This is a genomic window from Legionella stuttgartensis (assembly GCF_977063405.2).
The window spans coordinates 48,985-73,625 of record NZ_CDRUHA020000060.1 but is presented as its reverse complement, the minus strand read 5'-3'; the positions used below and the strand labels follow the sequence as shown (position 1 = coordinate 73,625).

Here is a 24,641-nt window from a genome sequence, read left to right as displayed (position 1 = left end):
AAAGAGTAATGATCCCTTTATCGTTGTACATTCATATTCCATGGTGCATTCGCAAGTGCCCTTATTGCGACTTTAATTCTCATAAAAGTCCTGAGAGTTTACCAGAACAAAATTATGTTCAAGCGCTTCTTGCTGACTTAAAAACTGATTTGCAGCACTTTGAAGCACGTGAGATTTGTTCCATTTTCATTGGCGGAGGCACTCCAAGTTTGTTTTCCGCGCAAGCATACGATACATTATTTACCGAATTAAGACGGCTTTTATCCTTTGCGCAGGATATTGAAATCACTATGGAAGCCAACCCAGGCACTGTAGAGCAACAACGATTTACTGAATACCGACAAATTGGGATTAATCGACTATCCTTAGGTATTCAAAGCTTCAATCCCGAACATTTAAATACTTTGGGTCGTATTCATGATGCACAACAAGCGCATCGAGCTATCGAATCCGCACGAAATGCCGGCTTTAACAATCTCAATCTGGACATTATGCACGGTTTACCCAAGCAAAGCGTGGCCCAAGGAATCGAAGATTTACGGGCGGCGATTGCTCATCAACCAGAACATTTGTCTTGGTACCAATTAACCATAGAACCAAATACGGTATTTTACAAAGAAAAACCTCCATTACCTTCTGAAGATGAAGCATGGTGCTTGGAAGAAGAAGGACTCGCTTTACTTAAAGAATCTGGTTTTGAGCGCTATGAAATTTCTGCATTTGCTCAATCTGCGCGACAAGCTCGGCATAACTTGAATTACTGGCTCTTTGGCGATTATTTAGGTATAGGCGCTGGAGCTCATGGCAAAATCACAACCCCAAAAGGAATCCAAAGAACACGTAAGCATCGTCAACCTAAAGAATATCTCGCCTCAGATAAACCTTTTTTGGCAAGTATGGAAACCGTAACGGCCCAAGATCTTCTGTTTGAATTTATGCTCAACACTACCCGTTTAGAACAAGCCATCCCCTTAGAACTCTTTACCCAAACTACGGGGTTAGCATTGAATGATTTACTCCCCAAGCTCAAAATAGCCGAACAGAAAAAGCTCATCACGCTCACGGATACTCATTGGCAAGTCACTGCTTTTGGCAGACGTTACACCAATGACTTACAAGCGCTATATTTATAAGTATAAACTGTAGAATAAGACCTGTTTATTCCAGTTCAAAAAGTTGAGTTAGGTGCAACTACTTGCTAGCCAATAAAGATTAATTAATAATAAGTTACTTTCCGGATAAGGAGCAATCGGTGATGTTATTCATATTTTTGGTAGTTCTTGCATATTTAATGGGATCTATCTGTTCTGCGGTTATTGTCTGCAGCGCTTGCTCTTTGCCAGATCCACGGACAGAGGGTTCAAAAAATCCCGGGGCTACAAATGTATTACGCATTGCAGGAAAGCAATATGCGGCCTTGGTTATGGCTGCCGATCTCCTCAAAGGTACGATTCCCGTACTCATTGCCAAAATCTTAGGTGCTGATCCAATAACAATAGGATTTACCGCTCTAGCCGCGGTTATTGGCCATATGTACCCTGTTTTCTTTGAATTCAAAGGAGGAAAAGGAGTTGCAACAGCTATTGGGGCACTCTTGGGCTTCCAGTTTCTTGTTGGTGTTTTAGTTGCAGCAACCTGGTTGGCCGTCGCCAAGTTTTCACGGTACTCCTCTTTAGCATCCATCACCGCAATTGGTTTTGCCCCATTTTATTCCCTGCTGCTGATTCAACGCCTAGATATTTTTCCACCCATCTTCATTATGGCGCTCTTAATCCTTTACAAACATAAAGAGAATATTATTCGTCTTATTGATAAGAAAGAACCTAAAATAAAATTGAAAGATGATGTTCTCGATAGCATGATGGAAGGCAAAACGGAGCATGCTGTTACCCCGGCTAAAACTGAAACCATACCCACAGAAACAGTAATTGAAGTAGAAGAAGTCATCATCACTGAAACCGTGGTGACTAAACCTAAAGCAAAAAAAGCAACGCCTAAAAAGACTGAAGAACCCGAAAAGAAAACCAAAGCAGCTAAAAAATCTGCACCCGTAAAATCTAAAGCAAAGAAAGAAAAAGAAGAATAAAAACTCCATTGTCTAGCGGAGTTCGTTCTTTGGTAATTACAACGGCTTTAGTTGGATTTAACCTACAAAAGTTGTCTTTTTTCAGCAAATGATTGAACCGACACCCTATGGGTATGAATGCCATACCCATATAGAACATTTACTCCCTTAAAAGAACCTTAAACCACCTCCCAGGATGTACATTAATATTTCAACTGTATATAATAAGTCCATTAAGTTCGAATTTTGGGGGAAAATAATGGGGTATAAAGATCATAACTATGTGTTCGAAAAGAGAGAGGGTAAAACGTATTATTCTTTTGATACCACAACAGCAAGTCCTTTTCATGAGATCGAATATATAAAAAAGAGACCTGTAAATCCACAACTATCGGCTAGATTTACAGAGCGCGCCTCCATAACCATCGATGGCATGAGTTTAGAGCAGCTACTCAAAAACGAAGGAAAATTTGCAAAATATAGCGATGGGCGTTATTTCTGTGAACAGGAAGAATTAAGCAATTTTTTAAAGACTCATCTTCTTTTCCGTATGCCTGAAAATCAGCAAGATGATGCTCTTATTCAATTAAAGCTGCTATTGGGCCAAGGCGGGCTAAGTCCAGCCACTGCAGCTGCAGACCAAGCGTTCAATGAGCTTAATAAAAAAGGAGTTATAGGACAAAAATTTTTCTGCAGCCGTGAGCAACATCAAGGGGAAGCCCGCATATTTGCCCCGGCACTAGATCCCAGCCCAAATAATCTATCCTCCCCTGTTTGGCAAAAAAGAGCACTCAATTTCCTTACAACAGAAAAGGGCTTTATTCTACAAGAAGTAGTAACTCAAGAGGCTTTAGTGGTAGTTAATGGGAAAGAGATATTAAAAATTTATCCAGATGACCCAAAGGGGGAAAAACCATACGTTTATCAAGCGTTGATGACTATAGATGTCGATTTAACAGACAATGAAGGCAAACTAACAGCCCAACCAACTGTTACACATTGCGGAATTAATTATGGAAGTGCGCGAGCAAAAGAGCTGTTAGACACTAGAGGTTTGTTGGCAAAATTCATTGATGCTGCAAAAAAGCTATTTCATATGGATGGCAGCAAAATTAGAGATTTATCAAAAGGTCGAGACGACGAGGAAGAGAATGTTGAGAACCAAGGCTGTTCTTTCTGTTCTTATTAAATCTCTATTGGCGGTTGCTTTCGTGCAATTAATACCTGGTATTAAATGAATCTTTTGCATTTGATACCAGAACAAAAAATTAAGCTAAAGGCCATCTTGCTTTAACTTCCACCCCCATACCTGAATCTTTTTCTCCACGCATCATCCGTAAACATCCAGCATAAGCAATCATCGCTCCATTGTCCGTACAATATTCTAAAGCTGGAAAATAAATCATTCCACCAATACTCTCAATCCATTCACGCAAGCCCAAGCGTAAGGCTTTATTTGCACCAACTCCTCCCGCTACCACCAATCGTTTGCACCCCGATTCCTGTATGGCTCGTTTGCATTTAATCATTAACGTATCGACGACTGCTTGCTGAAATGCTTTAGCAATCTCAGCACATGCACGCTCATCTTTAGCACTTTGATTCCAGGTGTTTAATGCAAATGTTTTTAAACCACTGAAGCTAAAATCAAGACCAGGCCTGTCCGTCATTGGACGCGGGAATCGATAAGGGGTTGATTCACATTGATCCGCTAAGGCGGCAAGTACTGGGCCTCCTGGGTAAGGTATTCCCATTAACTTAGCAGTTTTATCAAACGCTTCGCCCACAGCATCGTCTAAAGTATCACCGAGGATACGATAGTCCCCCAGATCTTTAACTTCAACCAATTGGCAATGACCGCCGGATACCAAAAGTGCAATAAAGGGAAATTCGAGCGAAGGAGTTTCCATTTTTGCTGCTAAAAGATGTGCTTCCAAATGATGAATAGCTAAAGCAGGGATTTGTAATGCATAAGCTAAACTTTTAGCAAAACAGGATCCCACTAATAATGCACCAACTAAACCCGGCCCAGCTGTATAAGCAACGCCATCCAGTGCTTTTTTATCAAGACCTGCTTGTAGCAATACTTTATCAAGCAAAGGAATCAAATAATTAATATGATCACGTGAAGCAAGTTCAGGAACTACCCCGCCATGCACACGGTGAGTATCTATTTGCGAATGCAAAGCGTGCGCTAATAAACCAGCATCTGAATCGTAAATTGCCACCCCAGTTTCATCACAGGAGGATTCAATACCTAAAACCAACATAAAATTAAGAGCCTGATAAAAAAATTCAGCAATTGTACCACAGATTTAAGCACTGTATCGACGAAACACCTCCCTATCCGGTAGCTTTCGAACGTGATCTAATAGGTTAAAAACAAAATTTATCTACTTAAAACTTGACGAGTGCTTCAACTAGCACTAGAATTGCCCACCTATTAAGATCAAATAACCAGAGGACTAGTTTAATGCCTACCGTTCGCGTCAAAGAAGGCGAAAATCCAGAATATGCATTGCGCCGTTTCAAGCGCTCTTGTGAAAAAGCCGGTATTTTAACCGAATTACGCCGTCGTGAATTTTATGAAAAACCAACTGCTGAGCGTAAGCGCAAACAAGCAGCTGCGGTAAAACGTCATCTGAAGAAAATTTCTCGTGATATGACAGCAAAACAACAAGGCGGAAAACGCCGACGTAAATAGGATTTTCTGTCCTGTATTTTTTACTAAGGCCACATATACTTCGCATAGTCACAAATAATTATGATTATGATGTCGTATTTAGTGGCCTTTAGCTTTTCAAAGTATATAAAAATCTTGAGGAACGGTTCGGTTTGTTCAAGATGAACCAGATAGCCGTTCCTAGACTTAGGAGCCGAGCTGCTCATTAGATTTTAAGGAATAAAAATGACAATTAAAGAACGCCTTAATAACGATGTCAAAGATGCAATGCGAGCTAAGGATAAAGAGCTTTTATCCACACTTCGTTTAATTACTGCAGCAGTAAAACAAGTCGAAGTGGATGAGCGTATTGAAGTAGATAATGAGCGTATGTTGGTGATTCTGGATAAAATGAGCAAACAACGCAAAGAGTCTATAGCACAATACGAAAAAGCCAATCGTGATGATTTGGTGGCGCAAGAACAATTTGAATTGGACATCATTAAGAAATACTTGCCAGAGCCTTTATCTGAAGCTGAAATTAAACAAATGGTTCAAGACGCTATTGCTTCAACCGGAGCTGAAAAAATGGCTGACATGGGTAAAGTAATGGCGATCTTAAAACCTAGCTTGCAAGGACGGGCTGATATGGCTCAAGTTAGTGCCATGATTAAGGCTCAATTAAGCTAAGGAGCAACATGTCTGGCTTAATCCCGCAGCCATTCATTGATGATCTCCTCCATAGAACGGATCTGGTTGAACTAATTGACAGCTATGTTCCCTTGAAAAAACGAGGGAACAGTCATATTGCCTGCTGTCCTTTTCATAACGAAAAATCCCCTTCCTTTAACGTCGTAGCTAAAAAACAGTTTTATCATTGTTTTGGCTGTGGTGCCTCAGGCAATGCCATCAGCTTTGTGATGAATTACCTTAATCAGGGATTTGTCGATGCAGTTGAAACCCTGGCAACTCGCGTGGGTTTAACCATCCCAAGAGACAAACAAAACGAGAAAAATAATCCCTCCCTGGATCTATATAAACTCTTAGCGGATGTCAGTCTTTATTATCAAAAAAAATTAAAACATGAAGGTCAACCTGCCATTAATTATTTACGAGGAAGAGGTTTAAGCGGAGAAATTGCGAAGCTATATCAGTTAGGTTTTGCAAGTGAGGGCTGGCATCACCTCGAAAAAGCGTTTCCTCGCAATCAACGGGAACTGCTAACCACGGGGATGTTGATTAAAAACGATGATGGAAAAATCTATGATCGGTATCGTAACCGGATCATGTTCCCCATTCATGACCGCCATGGACGCATTATAGGTTTTGGCGGACGCGTCCTAGACAACGAGCAAAAACCCAAGTACCTCAACTCCCCGGAAACCGTGATTTTTCAAAAAAGCCGGGAATTGTATGGTTTGCATCAAATTCTAAGCCAGCAAAAAACGATTGAGTACATTATTGTGGTTGAAGGCTATATGGATGTGATTGCCTTAGCCCAACATGGAATTATGAATGCCGTAGCCACTTTAGGCACAGCAACCAGCACCTACCATATTCAGCTACTTTCCAAACACACCAAATCACTGATTTTTTGTTTTGATGGGGATAATGCAGGAAGACAAGCTGCATGGCGCGCGCTGGAAAGCAGCTTGCCGCATTTGAATTTGGGGCTTGATGCCAGTTTTATGTTTTTACCAGATAGCCATGATCCGGATAGCTTGGTCCGCCAGGAAGGAAAAGAGAATTTTTTAAATCGAATTAAGCAAGCAACCCCATTACATCGTTTTCTTTTTGATAACTTAGCCAAAGACCTTAATCTGCTTCGACCTGCAGGAAAAACCCAGCTTATTAATTTGGCGAAACCGTTTTTACAGAAAATGGATGAAGGTTCATACAAGCAATTGCTCATTGAAGATTTGGCACGTTTAACTCATATCGAAACGCATCGATTGAATCAGTTGATTACTGAGGAGTCGAAAACACCTCAGCAGGAGCAGACAATGACTATTGCGCGTACGCCAATGCGTATCGCGGTGGCTTTGCTCCTCCAACATCCAGAAATTTATGCTCAGATCAAACCCAAAATCAACCTTGAGCTTCTCGATTCAAAAGAACATGAGATCCTATTGCAGGTGTTACAGCAATTGGCAACCAATCCACAGGCAACTACAGCAACCCTCATTGAATCATGGCGTGAACATCCTTATTTTGACTCCATGAACAAACTCGCCGCGTGGGATCATCTGGTTCCCGAGCCAGAATTGGTTAAAGAATTTATCGATATTATGCTCTTTTTGCAAAAACAAAATCGGGAATTAAACATTCGCCAGCTGATTAATAAATCACGTCAGCAGGGATTAAGTGAAGTAGAACGAATAAAATTACAAGAGATGTTAAAAGAACGTCATGTTTGATTTGGAAAATAGCTTGAATAAGAGAATTTTTTACTTTGCAATTGGCATTTACCCTAGCTCTTGCAATTATTCATAATGTGCTAAAATCTTGTAAAGAAGAGGCCCAGAAAAAAGCGATGAAAAACTACTGGTATGTTGCAGTCTCAAGGTTTATAATTGTAAGGTTTTGTAATCCTAAAGAAGCAATCTAAATCCAATTAGTGCTATAGATACTGTAGATTCCATTGTTTTTTAGGAAAATATCCAATTGTCCCTAGAGAAGTGCCTATGACCACGAATGATCAAGAACAGCAAAGCTCACAGATAACCAAAGTCATCAGCCTAGGCAAGGAGCAAGGTTATTTGACCTACAGTCAAATCAATGACTTGCTGCCTAATATCGTCGATACAGAACATTTTGATGTTATTATCAGCATGCTGGAAGGCATGAACATTAAAGTATTTGAGTTGCCACCAGGTGATGATGAACTGGCACTTCTGCTGAATACAGAAGAAGTACCGGATATCGAAGAAGCCGCCATGGTACTCGCCTCTGTCGACAAAGAAACTGGCCGTACTACCGATCCAGTTCGTATGTACATGCGTGAAATGGGTACAGTCGAGCTGTTGACTCGTGAAGGCGAAATCCGCATTGCGAAGCGCATCGAAGAAGGTATTTATCAAGTCCTTAAGTCTTTGGCTCATTATCCAGAAACTGTACAGTTAGTGCTTGACGATTATGATCGTTTCAATGCTCAAGAAATTCGTCTCAATGAAATTATTAGTGGTTTCTCTGATGTTGAAGATGAAATAGCTCCTGCTTCAAGCATTGGCTCTATGCTCGATGAAGAACAAGTGGGTGAATTGCTGCTGTCTGATGATGAAGAAGATGAAGACGGCGAAGGTGGTGGTTTGGGAGAAGTTGATGATGGTCCAAACCCAGAGCAAGCTAAAATTTATTTTGATGACTTACGTGCAACTTATGAAATCGCCGCTGCTGCTTTAAAAGAATTTGGCAGAGAACATGCTAAAAGCGAAAAAGCTTTAGAAGCTATGTCTGAGTCATTCTTAAAGCTCAAGCTCACGTCCAGACAAGTTGATCGCTTAACACGTCATTTCCGACAGCTGCGTAACCACATTAGAGAGTTTGAGCGCAGTATTATGCGTCTTTGTATTGAAAAAGCGCGTATTCCACGAAAACTATTTATTGATACATTCCCAGGTCAGGAAACCGACATGGAATGGCTCAATAGCATTGTTAGCAAACACGGTAAAAAACTCGATATGGTTCGTATTGAGGAATATACCGAGGAAATTTTGCGTATCCAATCTCGATTGGTCGCGTTCGAACTCGAATACGGTTTAACAATTGGTGAAATTAAAGACATCAATCGTAAAATGTCGATTGGCGAAGCCAAAGCACGACGCGCCAAAAAAGAAATGGTTGAAGCAAACTTACGTTTGGTAATTTCCATTGCGAAAAAATACACCAACCGTGGCTTACAATTCCTTGATTTAATTCAGGAAGGTAACATCGGTCTGATGAAAGCCGTAGATAAATTTGAATACCGTCGCGGTTACAAATTCTCAACCTATGCTACCTGGTGGATTAGACAGGCAATTACTCGTTCGATTGCCGATCAGGCACGTACCATACGTATTCCGGTACACATGATCGAAACGATTAACAAGCTTAACCGTATTTCCAGACAAATCCTGCAGGAAACTGGCCGCGAAGCCACACCTGAAGAATTAGCTGAAAAAATGGAATTAAGCGAAGACAAGATTCGTAAAGTCTTAAAAATTGCCAAAGAACCTATTTCCATGGAAACCCCTGTTGGTGATGATGACGATTCGCACTTAGGTGACTTCATTGAAGACAATAACATCGAGTCGCCAATCGACATGGCAACCGCCGAAGGGCTTCGCGAAGCAACTTTAGAAATCTTGGAAACGTTAACGCCAAGAGAAGCCAAAGTACTCCGCATGCGTTTTGGTATTGAAATGAATACCGACCATACACTGGAAGAAGTGGGCAAGCAATTTGACGTAACCCGCGAGCGGATTCGTCAGATCGAAGCCAAAGCGCTCCGCAAGCTACGCCACCCATCTCGTTCAGAAAAGCTGAGAAGCTTCCTTGAAGGCGATGAAGGCTAGTTATCCAAATTAGAGGAAGGATAAAAAGGATTTGTGACCTCTTTACCCTTCCCTCCCCTCTCCCTAACGGGAGAGGAAAATGCTTTAAAAAAATCACAAAAAAAACTAGAACATTAAGCAAATTAAGTTTAAAATGACCCCCTCTCCGGGCCCATAGCTCAGTTGGTCAGAGCAGCGGACTCATAATCCGTTGGTCCTAGGTTCAAGTCCTAGTGGGCCCACCAATTTATACCTTTAAAATCAATAACTTACGTTGATCACCTGTTTTAACGCAAAAGTCCTTGCGTGACTTTTGCGTGACCTAGATCACGCACTTACAAACCTACGTGACTTTCCCTTAGAGTATTTTGACATGCAGGTCTACTCTTTAGGTTTCTCAATAACGTTAATATCACTCCGCTTTTACGATTCTCACAAACCTTATTCGCAGCTTGATATAAACTTTGCAACTCAGCTGAGGAATAGTGAGTTGTAATCCTACCTGAACGATGCCCAAGTAAATCTTGCCTATCTTCAAAACTTACCCCTGAAGCTCTTAACCGTCTACCAAAAGTATGCTTTAAATCATGCACTCTTACTTCAGGCAATTTCGCCTTGTCCCTAGCCTGTCGCCAACCAGTCGATAACATACGACTTAGTGGTCGACCTTTAAAACTAAAAACATGAGTAGGATGTTTACCTCTCTCCCCTTCTATAACTTCCCGAACTGTTTCATTACAAACAATCAGCCGTTCCTCACCGTTTTTGACCAGTTCACCTGGTACAATAAAAACGATGATGTGTGGCAATTCTGGAATTTGTATTTCCCAATCCCAGCGCAGTTCACATATTTCGCGATCCCGACACCCTGTATTTACGGCAAACAAAGCCATATTTTTCAGATGTTCGGGTAACTGCTGAAACAGCTTGTGCTGTTCATCCCAACTTAATGGATAAGGCTTCCTTAAATCTGGCTCAGGCAAAAGTTTTATCTTTGGCGCTGAAATTAGCCAGGTTAAGCCAAACTCGTCCATCCATTCACTGGCCGCTAAATTTAATATACGCCTAACAATTTTCAAACCATGATTGATAGTTCGCATACTCACATTATCCTTTCTTCGACCTTCAATAAAGGATTGCAAGCTACCGATATGAATTGCTTCAATAGGCAAATCGCCAATGTATTTAACCACTTCTCGCAAACGACCAGCATCATCACTGATACTGCGTTTGTGTTGGTTTTCCATCAGAAATTTAGTAGCGGCTTCTTTGAATGTTCTTTTTGGGCGAACACCGTAGACTGTTGCTAATCTTATCTCTTCGAGACGCCTTGCGAGATACTTTTCCGCCTCTTCGAGGTTGTCAGTACCAGTGCTTTCACAAAGTCGTCGTCCGAAGACCTTTTTGTCAATACACCAGACGCTGCCACGCTTTTGCAGTCCTGGTGTTCTTTTTCGTCCCATAATTCCAAACTCCTACTTTTTACTGCCGCGGGACGACCACTACACTGTATATAATCGTCTACCCAAGCGTCTAAATCAAGTCGATCAAATGCAATACCTTGTGTTCCCATTGGAATCTCAACCAGGCTTGGTCTGACATCTTTATTAAATCGATGTCGATCCATACCTACATAGGACGGAGCGTCTCTTAAACGAATTAATCGGGGAATTAGGTGAATATTGTTCATGACTTCTAAACTCCTGTAAATCACACATAATAAATACTCGTTTCGAGCATTTATTAGAGCATATCGAGCATATCACTGCAAATTTTTTTTGGGCTATACCTTAAAAATTTATTCGTACAATGGCAATCAAAGTTTAATATAAGGTGATATTAGTAGTACGCCTGATGCAGCCATTTGCCAGATAGTTTTCCTTTGGGCGCCTAAAAACTTTGCATCCACTTCAATATTTAATGTGTTCATATGCAACTCCATTTAAATCCCTGATGCACATATTGATTATTTGTATTGAGTTCAAGAATTAAATGATAAAGCCTTAGAAGATCCCTTTCGCAATGTGGATTTGTTGGCATTAACTCATCGAAATAAATAGAATGTAATTGTCTTATTGAGCAGTTTAATAAAGCAGCTATATCTATTAGAGTATAGTTAGTTGACTCTAATAGATACTTAATGATGTGCCTACAGATTTGTAGCCTAAAATTATTTTCCACAACGAAAACTCCTTTTCAACTTTTCTGTAGATAGCTACAGAAAATAATTTAAAAATATTTTTTATCTCAATCGGTTTTGACAAGAGTGATGGGATTAAAGCATAATGCCCTTGTCATTTACATCACTAAAATATTTGGACAAATCGCATTTCAGTTCAAAATAACAATAAATTAACCAATAATGATACGAATATGGAATTTTGTAGGAATTTTACTAAAGTATGTTGGGATGAAATTAAAGAAGAAGTAAAAAGATCTAATCCTGAGTTTTTTTTCTTAGTTGATGAAATAGCGCCCGGAAATGATTTCCCACTTTATCTTTTTAATTTTGGATATGGTGATTTAATTGGTGATTCTGAAACCTTTTATATTCCGCACCAAGGAAAGCTTAAATCCCTTAATAATTTTTCATCTATAGAGTCAATTACGAAAGACCTTATTTATGGATTTCATAGTTGTCCATTAGGTCTTGTCTTAGATAAATGCTTTGAATGGTACTTAAGAGGTAATGCAGAAAATGAAACGTATCCTGTTTACATTGATAAAAAAGGAGCTTTTTTTAATATTGGACATGTAACCCAGGTAAAACCACTTAAACGATATTTACCTAATAGCATACTTTCTGTAAAAGCTGGGGCACAAACGACTCTTGTAACACAAAACATTGGATGCAAAAGAAGCCATAATCGTCTTATTCGTTCTGGAATTGACTGCACCATCCCCAATTCATATCATGATCACAGTGATCTCTTTAAGCGAATTTACCAGTCTTGCCCATCTGAAAGTAAATGGAGGGCCTCAATTGTTTACTTCTCTGAAAAATGGATAGAAAATATAGTTAATAATCCTGATTGGATACATATTAATAAGTATTTCTTTAAATATTATCTAAATTCTTATGCTTACACCTACTATGGAGACTATTATCAACATATTTTTAGGGTTGCTTTTGATAAGTCGAATTTAGAGCGCGATTTTTTTATTCAAGATACTGCTAAATATATCTTTGAAATTCTAATAGGTGAAAAGTATGGGTTTTCTTTTAGTAACACGGATGAGTTCTTGCCTGCATCATGGGTTTCCTATGTTTTAAAAGATATTTATAAACTAAAAACAGAACCATCTATATTAATACCTAAAAAACATGTTGAAAAAAATCCAGTATATTTTTCGCTTCAACATCCTATTTTCAGACCATATCAAGGTTTATCCAGAAAAAAAGCGACTTTAATGTCTGAGCTTGAAAATATAAAAATCGCTGCAACTAAATATAAAGAATTATTTTCCTCTACTCATGAAGAGTGGGCCAATACAATTCTTGAAGAAAAGGCCAAAAAATCTCAATTTCATTATTACCATGGGTTTGAGAGTAAAAAGGATTGGCTATCGGACATTCATCATTTGTTCAAAAATGACGCTGGGATGCAGAATTTAAATAATGGGAATTTCTGTCAAGATGCACCATTTTTTAAAGGATGCATCTCAATAAACAGCCTCTAACCGCCGTTCTCTTTTAGAATTAAATACTAAGAAAGCACTCATGAAACAAAGCAAAGAAGATATTGTCCAAGCACTTTGGGCATTGAAATAATACATCGCTATACCTGATATGAGAGGACCAATCATCATGCCTAACGCATATGCACTACGCCACGCCCCTATTCCTAAGCCACTGTGATTAGAACTTCCATATTGATGACATAATGCAACAGAATATGCCATAAATAACATTTCACCAAGAGTAAAAACTAATAGCGAACAAAACATTCCTAGTATAGTAGTAGACAAACCCATAGAAAAGGTTGATGCTCCTAATAAAATACAGCCTATACAAGCAACTGCATGTTTATTGAAACCCTCAATTCGTTTTGATAATTTTACTTGAAATAATGCAATTAAAATTGGATCAGTTGCGAAAAAAAATCCAATAACTAAAGAACTTCCAATTGTTTCGTTTAAGTGAATCCCTAGTACTGTTTTTTGTATCCCATAAGTCAAACCGATGCAAAATACTGAAAATAACATTGGAATGAGCGAGCTATAGATTGTCTCAATCTCTTCCTTATTACTGGTTGTTGCAACTACATCATCATTGCTGATTTCTAATTTTATAAAAATAACGGTTGAAAATACTATTAAAGTAACGCCAACCAAAATCATTGCTAATTTAAAATGATTTTGCGCTAAAAGCATTATTAATACCATTGCCACAATACCACCAGTATTTTCTAGTGCATTTTTGTAAGATTGAGCAATCGTTAAACTGTGATTTGTCTTTCTTGAAATCTGCAAAAAAGATGAGTTACTGCAAGTGATAAACAAGTTGATTCCAAATCCCATTAAAAATACAAAGGCAACAGATAAATGAAAGGAACTTACTTTTGCTAAAATAACAAACGCTACTCCTATGAGTAAGAAACTTGTGCCTATGATATCCTTTGCTTGTGCTTTGCCCGTAACGTATCCACCACATATACTGCCCAAAATGGCTCCAATCCCCATTGCAAAGCCTAAAAAACCAATATTTAATTTATTAAAATTAGTGCTTACACTAAAAAAATACGCAATATGATAAGATAGGCCGCCTCCAATAGCTTCTATAAAAGAAAGAGCTAATAACAATTTACAAGCGACTGGTAAATCCCTAAAAGAAAAGCCTACCTTAGAAGAGCTGACTGTTGAGCTCATTGTACTCCCTCACCTTAAATAAATATTAGATACATCCACTTAACCTATGCCATTTGATTTAATAACCTTAATGCATCAGAACTCGGCACTCGAAGATTTTCATCGGGAGGAATATACAAAGTAGATAATGTTGTTAACTCTTGCCTATCAAGTTGCTCTAACTCAAACTCAGTTATCTTTGGATAAGTACCAGGATAAAGAGCAGCTTCGTAAATAATAGCCTTTTTTCCATTTTTATAGAGCTTAGTTAATTTATTTTTAATAAAATTGATGGCTTCCAAATTGACTGTATTCGTTGGTAACCCCAAATTTCCAACCATACAAATCTGGTAAACCACTACATGAGAAGAAGTATCTACTGATCTATCGTACAAAAGATATTCCGTAGCATCAAATGACTGTATACCTCCAGATGCAGGGTCAAATCTAAGATCGGCATATAAACAGTCTTGAGCTGAAATACCGGGACACACTACTGTTTTAATGTTATTACTAAGCCCAGAGAAAGCAAGCAATCCAGGAGTGGCAAATACACATGGATGGCCATATATAACAACACATAGAGAGTCTACATCTTCGATCTCTCTATAAATAAATTGTGCCACATTTTTATAAGCATTTTCTCTTGAGTTAGAGTTAAAGTAGATTGCATCCAATGACTCTGATAATTTCGCTAATTTATGAATATAACGCTCTAGCAAGGGTTCATTAACTAAATACAATACCTTGTCACAAGTACATATATATCCTTTTGCTTCCTCTGTAATATGAGCGATTGTTTTAATTCCAGTACCAACTAACGCTAAAACTTTCACTTAACTCCCTATTAGGTCAGTGTAAAAACATGTGTCATATCGGGATACGGGATCACATGTGTCATATCCGAAAAGTTCCTTTTATTTGTGGTTAACTTCCTGATCTTATGGGTATCTGAGTTTTTATATGATTCAATCAAGCTTTTATTTAAAATACAATCCTCTAAAATCACTGTATCAAGGAGAGGATTTTTCACCAATGACTCCACTGCATCCAATAATTCCATAGTCCCTCCAAAATTTGGTAATCAAAATTTTGTACTATTTATTTTATAAAAAATTTAGATCAATAGATTATCAAAAATCAACCATTATCAAGGATTCTTTTATTGCAAATAAAATATCTGTACATACAACATCATTACGAACTGATTAGCATTATTCCATAAATGTGTGTTTTTTTGAACACAAATTATTTTACACTTTTTTAGTGCATGTCTTCTCTGACACCTGGGTTCAAAGCCAAGTTCTGTTCACGTAATGGTCTAAGGGTTTTGACAACCCAGTTAACAGATACGGCACATTATCTATCTAAAAAAATATACCTTTCCCTCACAAGTTATTGTGTGACAAAAAACCAACTCGATTTATAATGATAATCGATCCCTCCTAACCGATTCATAAAAAATCATGGCTATATTCCTATTAACAGAACGGCTTATTTTGACAACACCCAAATTAGAAGACCTTGATGAAGTATTCGAACTTCAATCAGATCCAGAAGTGATGCGTTATATAGGCGACGGTGTTCGGACAAAAGCTATGGTTGCAACTTTTTTGAATATGGCTATTGAACATTATGCCAAACATGGGTTTAGTTTTTTTTCAGTACGTGAAAAAGATACTAATCATTTTATCGGTCAGGCCGGCTTGATTTATCTTGGCTACGATGACAACCAACCCCAAATAGAGGTAGGTTACCGTTTACACTCAAGATATTGGGGAAAAGGCTAAGCTACTGAACTGACTACCGCCTTAATTAAATGGGGTTTTGATAATCTGAATATACCAACTCTAATGGCTGTGGTTGAACCTAATAATGTTGCTTCTTATAAGGTTCTTCTAAAGGCTGGTATGATTAATACTGGAACAACAACCTATTGGAACCGAGAAGTAACCTGTTTTGAAATCAAAAATTATAAATTAAAATGAGTTACACAATATATTGAATAAAACTCAACTTCATAAATCCTGGTGGGTATACATGCTTAAATGTGAAAACAATAGCTACTACACAGGATATACCGATAATCTTGAAAGGCGCTTTCAAGCACATATTTCTGGAAAAGGTGCCAAATACACAAAGAGCTTCAAACCACTCTCGATAGCCCAAAGTTGGGAGGTGCTGGGCGACAAATCCACTGCTATGCAGATAGAACGCCTCATCAAAAAACTTTCAAAAAAGGAAAAAGAACATTTGATTTTAAACCCTGATATTTTATATCAAATGCTCGCCCTTCCCCCTACGACACATAAATGATCAATTAAGGTACATAGCAATAGCAACTTAGACTTGTGTACTGTATAAAATGGCGACTCCTTCTTGACTAGCTCATCAGGATGAAAAACGGGGGTTTTGTTAACTCATATGCTTGACCTTTAATGCTACAGAAGATCAATTTTATTGAAGTTAAGAAATACAGTTATTAATTCTAAGTAAAAGAGATGTTCTATTTGTGAATAACTTAAGTTTGTTGGGAGGAAGCTCTCTTCAGTATATTTGGTGCATATTCTGATACATATAGAATCAATGATAACGGGCCATATAAGTATGAAATTGACCTCCATCCAGTATCCTTGAGCCGCTCAGAAATTTTTTTATCATAAATGATTCCTTGTGGCCTTTGTTTTGCATTAGCTAGATCAACTTCAATATGAAATAGAAGATCTAATTTTTCACGTATTTCAAGCGGATACTGCGGTTTGTCTCGCCTCTTTCTGTTTGCCAATTCAAAAGAATTTTGAATGATCTTCTCACTTAAATATTCTGGTTCAAGATACTCACCTTCAAAACCAGGATTAGCATTAATTAATTCATCTCGAGTTTTTGCATTAGTAATACGGTTCTTGAATTTCTGGTCTTCATCTTTAATTTTATAATCTTCTGGGTAAAGGATTTTTTTTAACTGAAAGCTGCAATCTTTAAAAGAAATATCTGTTTTACTACCTTGATGCTCTTTTATAATTTCTTCTTCATTAAAGTTGATGCTATGTATTTTTAAAAACTCTCGTACAATCCATATTTCTTCATCGGAAAGATCATGTTTTAAGCGAGCATTTAGTCCTTCAATATATTTTTTTTTGAAGTTTTCTAATTCATCATCCATGGGTAATATCCAGCAATTAATTTGATTGAAGTATAGCTAATTTAAAACATTATCTCTGATCTAATTAGTAAACATATTATTTGTTGAGCGAGTGCCCTTCCCCCGTCATGCTCTATAACTTAATTATGCTATATTTTAATATGTATTAATAATTTATGGATAATTATGTCAATATTAAATGGATTTTATAAAAGTAAATATGCAAACTGCTCTGAATACAAAAACGCCCCTTGTTATAGGTCTTTAATATCTATCGCTTTCTTTGAATACTATTTGCATTGTTTAATGCTAGAGGAAGTTAGAAAAGAAATTAATAAGTTTACCTCATCAGCACGTGAAGCAGAGAAATACATTCTAACATATGATTTTGATGAGGACGATCCAACTTTTTTAATGGAATTCTACCCTCTAGAGTTCGTTGAGGGATGGGGTGCTATATATGTAGATCATACTCATACCTGTTATCCACTAATACTTTATCCCCAAGCCCATAAAATTAAAACATCAACAAGGATAGAGGGCTTTTTACATGCTGTCGAATCCATTCATGGTGAAGTGGATAATTTACTGAATCTATTTTTAAAATATGAAATAATTAGACATTTAGAAGACGATGCGCAGATAAAATCAAACTGGTCAAATTACCATAAGGATTTACACACATTTATCCATAATCAATATTCTTAGAAGAGACTTTGTATAGCCTTTATTAAGTATGTGCGTTTTCGAAACTTTGATGAATCAATGCTTTAGTGTATGCCCTAACTCTTGAAAAAACTGAATGACATAATCACATATTTGCGAATACAACCTACTATTAAATTGCAATTCATTTCCATTCACTAAAGAAGCAAAGCCGTTTTGCACTAAACTCTCCCTTTCAATAGTACTTAATGAGCAATCTGAATGAGAAACTTTATTTCTTAATATAGATAAGCACTTAAAATATTTTCGCCAAATTTTTTTTCTATCTTCTGCCATAGAACTGATATTTTTTAAAGAGGCTTCTAAGTAATCGTCGAAAGATGGTTTTTTAGGAGCTAGTGATTCAATTAACTTGATTTGCTTATTTGTTAATTTACCGTCCAGTTCTTTTAAAAGAGAATTAATCTTTTTTTTACTTTTGATTTCTATAATTTTGCAGCTTTCGGCAAGTGCTCTTTCTACTGAGGTTTGTATGCTCGATAAAAAAGATCGATGAACTGCCTGCATAAGACTAACCCAATTATTATCGTCATTAAAGCTGATCCTACGATTGCCGCCATCCAAACTATTAGCCGGAGCAGTGAGAAGTCCAATAGTATTGTCAACAATTGTACCTATATACTGAAAACAATTATCCGATGGCGCAGCAGTTTTTTTTGATATTATAATTAACTCTTCCAAAGTTGTTAAAATATGTTGTAAGTGTGAGTTCCTATTTATCTCATTAGTGGCTTTCATATTAAATGAGCATCCTTAATTATTCCCTTTAACTTATCACTGATTAATATACTTATACAATGTAGTTTTCCCTACACCCACCATCTTACAAATAGATTGAATTGAATGTCTTTTATTAGCATAGAGTGTTTTTACTAGCTCTTTTTGTTCATCATTCAGCTTTTCTGGTCTGCCATCTTGCCTACCTCTAGCCCTTGCCGCTTCGAGCCCAGCAAGTGTTCGCTCCTTAATTAAATTTCGTTCAAACTCCGAAAGTGCGCCAAAGACATGAAACATAAACGTTCCAGAAGTGGTTTCCATGTTAATAGATTCAGTAATACTATGAAATCCTATCCCTTTTTCTTCAAGCTTACTGACATAAGAAATAAGATCGTTTTGTGGAAGACCTTTTCATTGTATATATTATGATTTTTATAATAACAAGATGGCTTGAGTCTTAATGTAGCTTTGGTTTTTCCTCATCAATCAAAAGTAAGTCTACACTCTCAAAGCCCTAACCAAACTAAACCCACATCCAATAATCTGAGCCTGAAGTTCACCATAACCTACACGAATATCAGCCCAATCCTCATTAAGCGCGATTAACTCAAACTGCTGTGTCTCTTTAGATGCTGATAACTGCTTATATTTGCGAACAATAACCTCCTGCTCTCCCTCAAGCAAAGCCACTACCAAATCACCAGGCTTAGGGCTGGTATCAGGATCTACTATGATGACATCATTAATCCGAAACTCAGGCATCATGCTTTCATCTTTGATCTGCAACGCAAAAGCGTTCTTTCCAATGCTATCGCTGACAGCTGTGCTAACAGGAATAAACTCAACCTTGGTATCAACATCTTCTTTGATTTTTTGGATGACGGCTACTGGGTCAACTGCTTGTTTGAAATCCAAGATAGGAACCAATGCCCCCATGCCAGGGGACCTAGTCATCTTGCCTTCACGATTATCGGTTAAGCACATCAAATAAGAGGCTGAAACTTCTAGTGCATCAGCCAGCAATTTAATTTCTGTTGGGCCGGGGGTACGGTCCCCTCTTTCATAATTATTAATACGTGAAGTTTTCAATTCACTGGTCAACTCAGCCAATGCCTTTCTCGTCAAGCCTTTGGCTTTACGTTCATTCATGATTCTTTGGCCGATTTTCTCTTTGATGTTCATACCCATTCCACGGTTTTTGGATAATAAATTAATCCTTTTATCTCTTGACAATTGCTCTTTATGTGTTATTTTGGATCTATTAATTACTCGAAACGAGTAATATAACTCAATAAGAGCCATTTTAAGCCTTAAGTTCTCAAAATGGTAACACAAGTTTCTGTAGGCGCTAAGAGTTTTAGTTAAGGAATAACGGATTATTTATGTACTTTACAGTGAATAACAAGGAATTGGATGCACTCTGTGGGCTTTCATATCTCCAGCAAATTACTTACTTAAGTGGGATTCGTCCATACATGGATCGCAATACCTTCATGGTTGGGATTAAGCGCCGCATAAGCTATCAATCACTTGCTGAGTCACTTTATATTGAACCTCATCCTGGTATTCAAGAATCAGGCTGTCCTAGCCGCCAGCAAATTCGTAGAGCCATTAAAGGACTTGAGCGATCTGGACTTATCGCCATTCAGTCTTGTGATATGAATCTGATTTTAAAATGCCTTTTAGCGGATATCCGTTATTGTGTCCAAAATAAACCCGACACAAACCCAACACAGCAAGCCGACACACAACCGAACACAAAACCCCTTCTAACTACAAGATTTAACGAGCGTGCAGGGACAAAAGCCGACACAGATGAAACCCCACAAGCCGACACACCTTATATAAAAGATAATAATTATATTTATTTATTACGCAACTTTGATCTTTTCTGGGAAATGTACCCCGAGAAAAAATCACGTGAGCGTGCTTTTGAAATCTTCAAGCAAATCAATCCCGATACGCTTCAGTTGCAAACCATGCTGAAAGCCCTTCAACAACAAATCAAGATTTACCAAGCAAAGCAAGCACATGGCGAATGGGCACCTGCTTGGAAATTTCCAGCCAACTGGTTGTCGCAACAATGCTGGGAAGATGAAATCAAACTCGAGTTAAAGCAGGAGAAAAGAAATGAAAAGTGCCGCACAAATACTGATGCAAACCACGATCCCTTCTGGATCCCAGAAGCAGGAGAATCAACAAGTACAGATGAAGATGAATACCAGCAAGACAACGTCATCAACTTCCAACGTTACCGACAATAGCAAAAAACGCATCGATAACCTGTTTAGTCGATTTGCTGTTTTTTATGGAAATTTGTGGCGTAGCCAGTTCAAGAACGAAGGCTTCCTAGAGTTTTGCAAGAAAGAGTGGTTGGTGGGTCTAAGCCCTTTTGATGATGACACTTTAAATCAAGCTATTTTGGCGTGCAGGGATTTTCAAAAAATGCCGCCTAGCCTTCCTCAAATGATTAGTTTTTGTCGAGATATCAAAAGAAAAACCTCATTTTATGTTGCAGATACAGATCATCAACCTGCAAGCCCGAAAGTGGTCGAAGCGCATATCAAGCAATGCAAAGCCTTTTTAATTTAATAACAGAAGGAGAAACATTATGTTGGTTTTAACAAGAAAACTTGGGCAATCGATTGTGATTGGTGATGATATTTACTGCACTGTAGTAGGAGTGAAAGGAGGCCAGGTTCGATTGGGATTTGATGCCCCTAAATCATTATCTATTCACCGAGAAGAAATTCAAAGACGAATCAATAGCGCTCAACAAAATGACTCATGGTTCGATGAACAAATAGCCAGTAAAGAAAACATCGTTGACCGTCTTATCCGCACATTCAAACTCGGACTAAAAGTTGCTGAACGGCATCGATAGGGAGATAAGCATCATGAGAAAGTTATGTTTTAAAAAGATGGCACTAACTCTTTCACTGGCTTCACTACCAAACCTAATTCATGCAAGCCCCGCATCAAAAGAGTACGTGGACAAGCAAATTCATGATTCTCTTGAAGTGGTTCAAGTTCAACTGCATCAACAAAACACAAAAATCGAGGCAGAACTTAAAGAACTAACACACCACATTGGTGAAACATATCAAGGTGGTTTAGTAGTTTGGGTTGATGAGTCTGGGCAGCATGGCCTTATTGCTGCCAAAGGCTCTGCCACATATTCAGCAGTTCAATGGAGAAATGGTGAAAGCGGTGAAAAAACAACGAATGCAAGAGCCAATGGTGTCTTTGCAGGTCTTTCTAATACGCAACTCATTATTTCAGAACAAACGATTGACGATCAAGAAGGGCAATTTGCAGCTCTAGTTGCCCATCAATTTGCAGTTCAGGACGATGGCATGGCGCCTTGTGACAAAACACATATCTGTTATGGCAATTGGTATTTGCCCTCTTTAACTGAATTACAGCTGATACAACAAAACGCATATTTCCAAGGGATTTCGGGACGCTTTTGGAGCTCTAGCGAAGAAAGTATCTCTAGTGCTTATTTGTTGGACTTTAGCAGTGGCAAGGCAATAAGCATGGACAAAGCGACCGAAGCGCTTGTTCTTCCCATCCATTCCTTTTAATGCATAAGGAGTCTTCATGAATATTAAAAAAATGATTGGACTATTATTTTGTGTTCCCGCCGTTTCTTCATTTGCGGCCAATGATACAGAAATGTGGGCAAAGATTCAGTATGCCTATACGTTAATTGATATTGCCAACACGAATATCCAAAGCCTCTTTCAAGAAATAGCCCTTTTAAAAGCGAATCAAAACGCACATCACATCGGTGAAGCCTATCACGGCGGTGTGATTTTTTGGGTAGATGAATCCAAACAACATGGTCTTATCACCAGCAAAATTGATGTAACCGAAGAAGGCATTCAATGGCGCAATGGGGCTTCTGGAAATAAAATAACCAATGCAAAAGGCGATGGGATAGGTGCTGGAGAAACAAATACCCGCCTCATTATTGCAAGCCAAACGATGGATAATCAAAAAGGCCAATTTGCAGCTCTTTCTGCCTCGCAATTTCAAATTCAAACCGATGGCATCACCCCATGCAAAACCCCAATTACCCAGGAAACGATTTGCTATGGCAGCTGGTATTTACCTTCGGCCTATGAGCTTCAGTTAATGCACACCCATTTACGCCAAAAAAATCTTGTGGCTTTTACCCCTGATTATTATTGGACTTCAACAGAAGCAAGCACCTCAAATGCATGGCTTATTAATTTTTCAACCGGGGAATTAACTGCCAGCAATAAATCCAACACGATGGGCCGCGTTCGAGCCATCTCGCGTTTTTAGTCGAAAGGATACGTCATGAAGAGTCATTATGTGTTTTTAAGTGTCGCACTTTTAGCCTCACAACCAGCAGCCAGTAACTGCTTTGATTGCTCGAACACGCGCGTTAGCATTTCAGGAAGTACAGGTGTTGCTTTTTACAATGATGCCTACGCTCGTGATGGTCAAAGCATATTGGGACGTTTGAGTTTAGAGCTGCAACGAGAGTTTTCCGAATCTTTAAGTTTGGGATTAGAAGTCGGGATGCAAAACGGCAACACCATGCGATTAGACATTCCCAAACCCGTGCTGAACACATTGGGTGGAGAACCTGTAAGCGTGGTTGTGAAACCCCTACTGGATGCGCTAGCAACACTAAAAATCACCCCTTTTGATAACCCTGGCTTATTTGGATTTGTTAAAGGAGGCATCGCATTCAGGCAATTACAAGTCGATAGAAATGAAGTCAATGACCTAGTGCGACTAAACCCTGAACTTCAAGCAGGTCTTGGCTATGGCCTCAGTGACAATGGGGCTTTTTTTGTTGGCTATCAACATGTCTTTGGGAAGAACCCTAACTACCAGGTTAATCCATTAACTGAAACCGGACACATTGAGAATTTGCCATCGCAACATTCAATCCTCCTAGGCTTTTCCATCTTATTTTAAAAAAGGACAACAAGAAACATGATGATAGAACCAGAAGACGCAGCCATCACGGTAAAAGATCGGGCCAAAGAAAAACTACGGCGTGATTTAGGTCCGTTAATTGAGAATGCTTTAAATGACCCTAAAACGGTTGAGATTATGCTTAATGCCGATGGCAGATTGTGGCAAGAACGCTTAGGCGAGACCATGCACTGCATCGGAAACATCGTTGAAACGCGGGCTGAATCCATCATCAAAACCGTGGCCGGATTTCATGGTAAAGAAGTAACACGTTTTAATCCCATTCTTGAAGGGGAGCTACCCATCGATGGCTCACGCTTTGCCGGGCAATTACCACCTATCGTATCTAAACCCACCTTTGCTATTCGTAAAAAAGCCATATCGGTTTTTAGTTTAGAAGATTATGTGCAAGCCCAAATTATGACTGAGGCACAATCTACTGTGATTAAAAACGCCGTGGTTAAGCATCGAAACATCCTAGTAATTGGTGGCACGGGCTCAGGCAAAACAACTTTGGTAAACGCCATTATCCATGAAATGGTGAGTCACGCCCCTTCAGAACGTGTCTTTATCATCGAAGACACCGGTGAAATCCAATGCAGTGCTCAAAACTTCGTTCAATACCACACCACCATCGATGTCAGCATGACTCAACTTTTAAAAACAACCCTTAGGATGCGACCCGACCGCATTTTAGTTGGCGAGGTTCGTGGCAGTGAGGCCCTTGATTTACTCGATGCCTGGAATACAGGTCATGAGGGAGGTGCTGCCACATTGCATGCCAATAACTGTCTTGCAGGCCTTCAACGGTTGAAATCATTAATAAGCCGAAATCCTGCAGCACCTGCTGATATTGAACCATTAATTGGTGAAGCAGTGCATTGTGTGGTGCATATCGCACGAACCCCAACCGGTCGAAAAGTTGAAAACATCCTATCCATTAAGGGCTATGAAAACGGACAGTACAACATCGAAACACTCATATAAGGA

The 24,641-nt window shown here is 38.6% G+C and carries 26 protein-coding genes, 1 tRNA gene and 1 pseudogene; 19 read left to right on the top strand and 9 right to left on the bottom strand.

Annotated features, from left to right (window positions below; genetic code table 11):
- Nucleotides 1–8: 8 nt before the first annotated feature.
- The 3 genes from hemW (at nucleotide 9) to ACWTEW_RS19660 (ending at nucleotide 3,254) form a co-directional block, all read left to right on the top strand.
- On the top strand, nucleotides 9–1,133 hold the full coding sequence (hemW, locus tag ACWTEW_RS19670; RefSeq protein ID WP_454780205.1) for a radical SAM family heme chaperone HemW: 1,125 nt from the start codon (nucleotides 9–11) through the stop codon (nucleotides 1,131–1,133).
- A gap of 119 nt (nucleotides 1,134–1,252) precedes the next feature.
- Complete coding sequence (gene plsY / locus ACWTEW_RS19665; protein WP_454780204.1) at nucleotides 1,253–2,086, top strand: glycerol-3-phosphate 1-O-acyltransferase PlsY; 834 nt, start codon at nucleotides 1,253–1,255, stop codon at nucleotides 2,084–2,086.
- A gap of 238 nt (nucleotides 2,087–2,324) precedes the next feature.
- Nucleotides 2,325–3,254 (top strand): hypothetical protein, encoded by a 930-nt coding sequence (locus tag ACWTEW_RS19660; RefSeq protein WP_454780203.1) that lies wholly within the window; start codon nucleotides 2,325–2,327, stop codon nucleotides 3,252–3,254.
- Nucleotides 3,255–3,333: 79 nt separating this feature from the next.
- On the opposite strand, the gene tsaD is transcribed toward ACWTEW_RS19660, so the two are convergent.
- A complete protein-coding gene (tsaD, locus tag ACWTEW_RS19655) occupies nucleotides 3,334–4,335 on the bottom strand; it encodes a tRNA (adenosine(37)-N6)-threonylcarbamoyltransferase complex transferase subunit TsaD (RefSeq protein WP_454780202.1) in 1,002 nt (333 codons plus the stop codon).
- A gap of 203 nt (nucleotides 4,336–4,538) precedes the next feature.
- Between tsaD and rpsU the strand changes: the two genes are divergently transcribed.
- From rpsU to ACWTEW_RS19630, 5 genes are all read left to right on the top strand, one after another.
- Nucleotides 4,539–4,769, top strand: coding sequence for a 30S ribosomal protein S21 (rpsU, locus tag ACWTEW_RS19650; protein WP_010652681.1), 231 nt, complete (start codon nucleotides 4,539–4,541; stop codon nucleotides 4,767–4,769).
- Between the two features lie 204 nt (nucleotides 4,770–4,973).
- Nucleotides 4,974–5,417: a GatB/YqeY domain-containing protein gene (locus ACWTEW_RS19645; protein WP_454780201.1), complete on the top strand. Its 444-nt coding sequence runs from the start codon at nucleotides 4,974–4,976 to the stop codon at nucleotides 5,415–5,417.
- An 8-nt stretch (nucleotides 5,418–5,425) separates the two neighbouring features.
- Nucleotides 5,426–7,144 (top strand): DNA primase, encoded by a 1,719-nt coding sequence (dnaG, locus tag ACWTEW_RS19640; protein WP_454780200.1) that lies wholly within the window; start codon nucleotides 5,426–5,428, stop codon nucleotides 7,142–7,144.
- Nucleotides 7,145–7,411: 267 nt separating this feature from the next.
- Nucleotides 7,412–9,280 (top strand): RNA polymerase sigma factor RpoD, encoded by a 1,869-nt coding sequence (gene rpoD / locus ACWTEW_RS19635; protein WP_454780199.1) that lies wholly within the window; start codon nucleotides 7,412–7,414, stop codon nucleotides 9,278–9,280.
- Nucleotides 9,281–9,427: 147 nt separating this feature from the next.
- A tRNA-Ile gene (locus ACWTEW_RS19630) sits at nucleotides 9,428–9,504 on the top strand.
- 90 nt (nucleotides 9,505–9,594) lie between these two features.
- Here the strand turns inward: ACWTEW_RS19630 and ACWTEW_RS19625 are convergent.
- Nucleotides 9,595–10,722, bottom strand: coding sequence for a tyrosine-type recombinase/integrase (locus tag ACWTEW_RS19625; RefSeq protein ID WP_028377809.1), 1,128 nt, complete (start codon nucleotides 10,720–10,722; stop codon nucleotides 9,595–9,597).
- Between the two features lie 910 nt (nucleotides 10,723–11,632).
- On the opposite strand from ACWTEW_RS19625, the gene ACWTEW_RS19620 reads away from it, so the two are divergent.
- Nucleotides 11,633–12,940: a hypothetical protein gene (locus ACWTEW_RS19620; RefSeq protein ID WP_028377808.1), complete on the top strand. Its 1,308-nt coding sequence runs from the start codon at nucleotides 11,633–11,635 to the stop codon at nucleotides 12,938–12,940.
- Here ACWTEW_RS19620 and ACWTEW_RS19615 read toward each other — a convergent pair.
- The 3 genes from ACWTEW_RS19615 to ACWTEW_RS19605 are packed head-to-tail and all read right to left on the bottom strand — an operon-like array spanning nucleotide 12,923 to nucleotide 15,170.
- Entirely contained in the window at nucleotides 12,923–14,128 is a 1,206-nt protein-coding gene (locus ACWTEW_RS19615) for an MFS transporter (protein WP_058479880.1), read from the bottom strand. The genes ACWTEW_RS19620 and ACWTEW_RS19615 overlap by 18 nt on opposite strands.
- Nucleotides 14,129–14,172: 44 nt before the next feature.
- A complete protein-coding gene (locus ACWTEW_RS19610; protein WP_058479879.1) occupies nucleotides 14,173–14,943 on the bottom strand; it encodes an SAM-dependent methyltransferase in 771 nt (256 codons plus the stop codon).
- Nucleotides 14,944–14,954: 11 nt separating this feature from the next.
- On the bottom strand, nucleotides 14,955–15,170 hold the full coding sequence (locus ACWTEW_RS19605) for a hypothetical protein (RefSeq protein WP_028378542.1): 216 nt from the start codon (nucleotides 15,168–15,170) through the stop codon (nucleotides 14,955–14,957).
- Between the two features lie 403 nt (nucleotides 15,171–15,573).
- On the opposite strand from ACWTEW_RS19605, the pseudogene ACWTEW_RS19600 reads away from it, so the two are divergent.
- Nucleotides 15,574–16,095 (top strand): annotated as a pseudogene (locus ACWTEW_RS19600) (GNAT family N-acetyltransferase).
- 52 nt (nucleotides 16,096–16,147) lie between these two features.
- A complete protein-coding gene (locus ACWTEW_RS19595; RefSeq protein WP_028378543.1) occupies nucleotides 16,148–16,423 on the top strand; it encodes a GIY-YIG nuclease family protein in 276 nt (91 codons plus the stop codon).
- A gap of 205 nt (nucleotides 16,424–16,628) precedes the next feature.
- Here ACWTEW_RS19595 and ACWTEW_RS19590 read toward each other — a convergent pair whose 3' ends face one another.
- Nucleotides 16,629–17,270, bottom strand: coding sequence for a PDDEXK family nuclease (locus ACWTEW_RS19590; protein WP_028378544.1), 642 nt, complete (start codon nucleotides 17,268–17,270; stop codon nucleotides 16,629–16,631).
- Nucleotides 17,271–17,435: 165 nt separating this feature from the next.
- Between ACWTEW_RS19590 and ACWTEW_RS19585 the strand changes: the two genes are divergently transcribed.
- Nucleotides 17,436–17,957 (top strand): hypothetical protein, encoded by a 522-nt coding sequence (locus ACWTEW_RS19585; protein ID WP_019234698.1) that lies wholly within the window; start codon nucleotides 17,436–17,438, stop codon nucleotides 17,955–17,957.
- A gap of 54 nt (nucleotides 17,958–18,011) precedes the next feature.
- Here ACWTEW_RS19585 and ACWTEW_RS19580 read toward each other — a convergent pair whose 3' ends face one another.
- From ACWTEW_RS19580 to ACWTEW_RS19570, 3 genes are all read right to left on the bottom strand, one after another.
- Nucleotides 18,012–18,713 carry a hypothetical protein gene (locus ACWTEW_RS19580; protein WP_019234697.1) on the bottom strand — a complete coding sequence of 234 codons (702 nt, stop codon included), beginning with the start codon at nucleotides 18,711–18,713 and terminating at the stop codon, nucleotides 18,012–18,014.
- A 36-nt stretch (nucleotides 18,714–18,749) separates the two neighbouring features.
- On the bottom strand, nucleotides 18,750–19,079 hold the full coding sequence (locus tag ACWTEW_RS19575; protein ID WP_202972556.1) for a recombinase family protein: 330 nt from the start codon (nucleotides 19,077–19,079) through the stop codon (nucleotides 18,750–18,752).
- Nucleotides 19,080–19,190: 111 nt separating this feature from the next.
- Complete coding sequence (locus ACWTEW_RS19570; RefSeq protein WP_032832002.1) at nucleotides 19,191–19,874, bottom strand: helix-turn-helix domain-containing protein; 684 nt, start codon at nucleotides 19,872–19,874, stop codon at nucleotides 19,191–19,193.
- A 200-nt stretch (nucleotides 19,875–20,074) separates the two neighbouring features.
- Here ACWTEW_RS19570 and ACWTEW_RS19565 point away from each other — a divergent pair, with 200 nt between their 5' ends.
- Genes ACWTEW_RS19565 through trbB form a run of 7 tightly spaced genes read left to right on the top strand, consistent with a single transcriptional unit; the run spans nucleotide 20,075 to nucleotide 24,638 of the window.
- The gene (locus ACWTEW_RS19565; RefSeq protein WP_028378546.1) at nucleotides 20,075–20,956 is read left to right on the top strand and encodes a hypothetical protein; all 882 of its coding nucleotides are present in this window, start codon (nucleotides 20,075–20,077) and stop codon (nucleotides 20,954–20,956) included.
- Nucleotides 20,957–20,975: 19 nt separating this feature from the next.
- Complete coding sequence (locus ACWTEW_RS19560) at nucleotides 20,976–21,284, top strand: hypothetical protein (protein WP_028378547.1); 309 nt, start codon at nucleotides 20,976–20,978, stop codon at nucleotides 21,282–21,284.
- A gap of 19 nt (nucleotides 21,285–21,303) precedes the next feature.
- On the top strand, nucleotides 21,304–21,576 hold the full coding sequence (gene csrA, locus ACWTEW_RS19555) for a carbon storage regulator CsrA (RefSeq protein ID WP_028378548.1): 273 nt from the start codon (nucleotides 21,304–21,306) through the stop codon (nucleotides 21,574–21,576).
- A 13-nt stretch (nucleotides 21,577–21,589) separates the two neighbouring features.
- Nucleotides 21,590–22,279 (top strand): hypothetical protein, encoded by a 690-nt coding sequence (locus ACWTEW_RS19550; RefSeq protein ID WP_032831999.1) that lies wholly within the window; start codon nucleotides 21,590–21,592, stop codon nucleotides 22,277–22,279.
- A 16-nt stretch (nucleotides 22,280–22,295) separates the two neighbouring features.
- Nucleotides 22,296–23,006 carry an Lcl C-terminal domain-containing protein gene (locus ACWTEW_RS19545; protein WP_028378550.1) on the top strand — a complete coding sequence of 237 codons (711 nt, stop codon included), beginning with the start codon at nucleotides 22,296–22,298 and terminating at the stop codon, nucleotides 23,004–23,006.
- Nucleotides 23,007–23,021: 15 nt separating this feature from the next.
- Nucleotides 23,022–23,651 (top strand): hypothetical protein, encoded by a 630-nt coding sequence (locus tag ACWTEW_RS19540; protein WP_028378551.1) that lies wholly within the window; start codon nucleotides 23,022–23,024, stop codon nucleotides 23,649–23,651.
- A gap of 18 nt (nucleotides 23,652–23,669) precedes the next feature.
- A complete protein-coding gene (gene trbB, locus ACWTEW_RS19535; protein ID WP_019234688.1) occupies nucleotides 23,670–24,638 on the top strand; it encodes a P-type conjugative transfer ATPase TrbB in 969 nt (322 codons plus the stop codon).
- The last annotated feature ends 3 nt before the right edge of the window (nucleotides 24,639–24,641 follow it).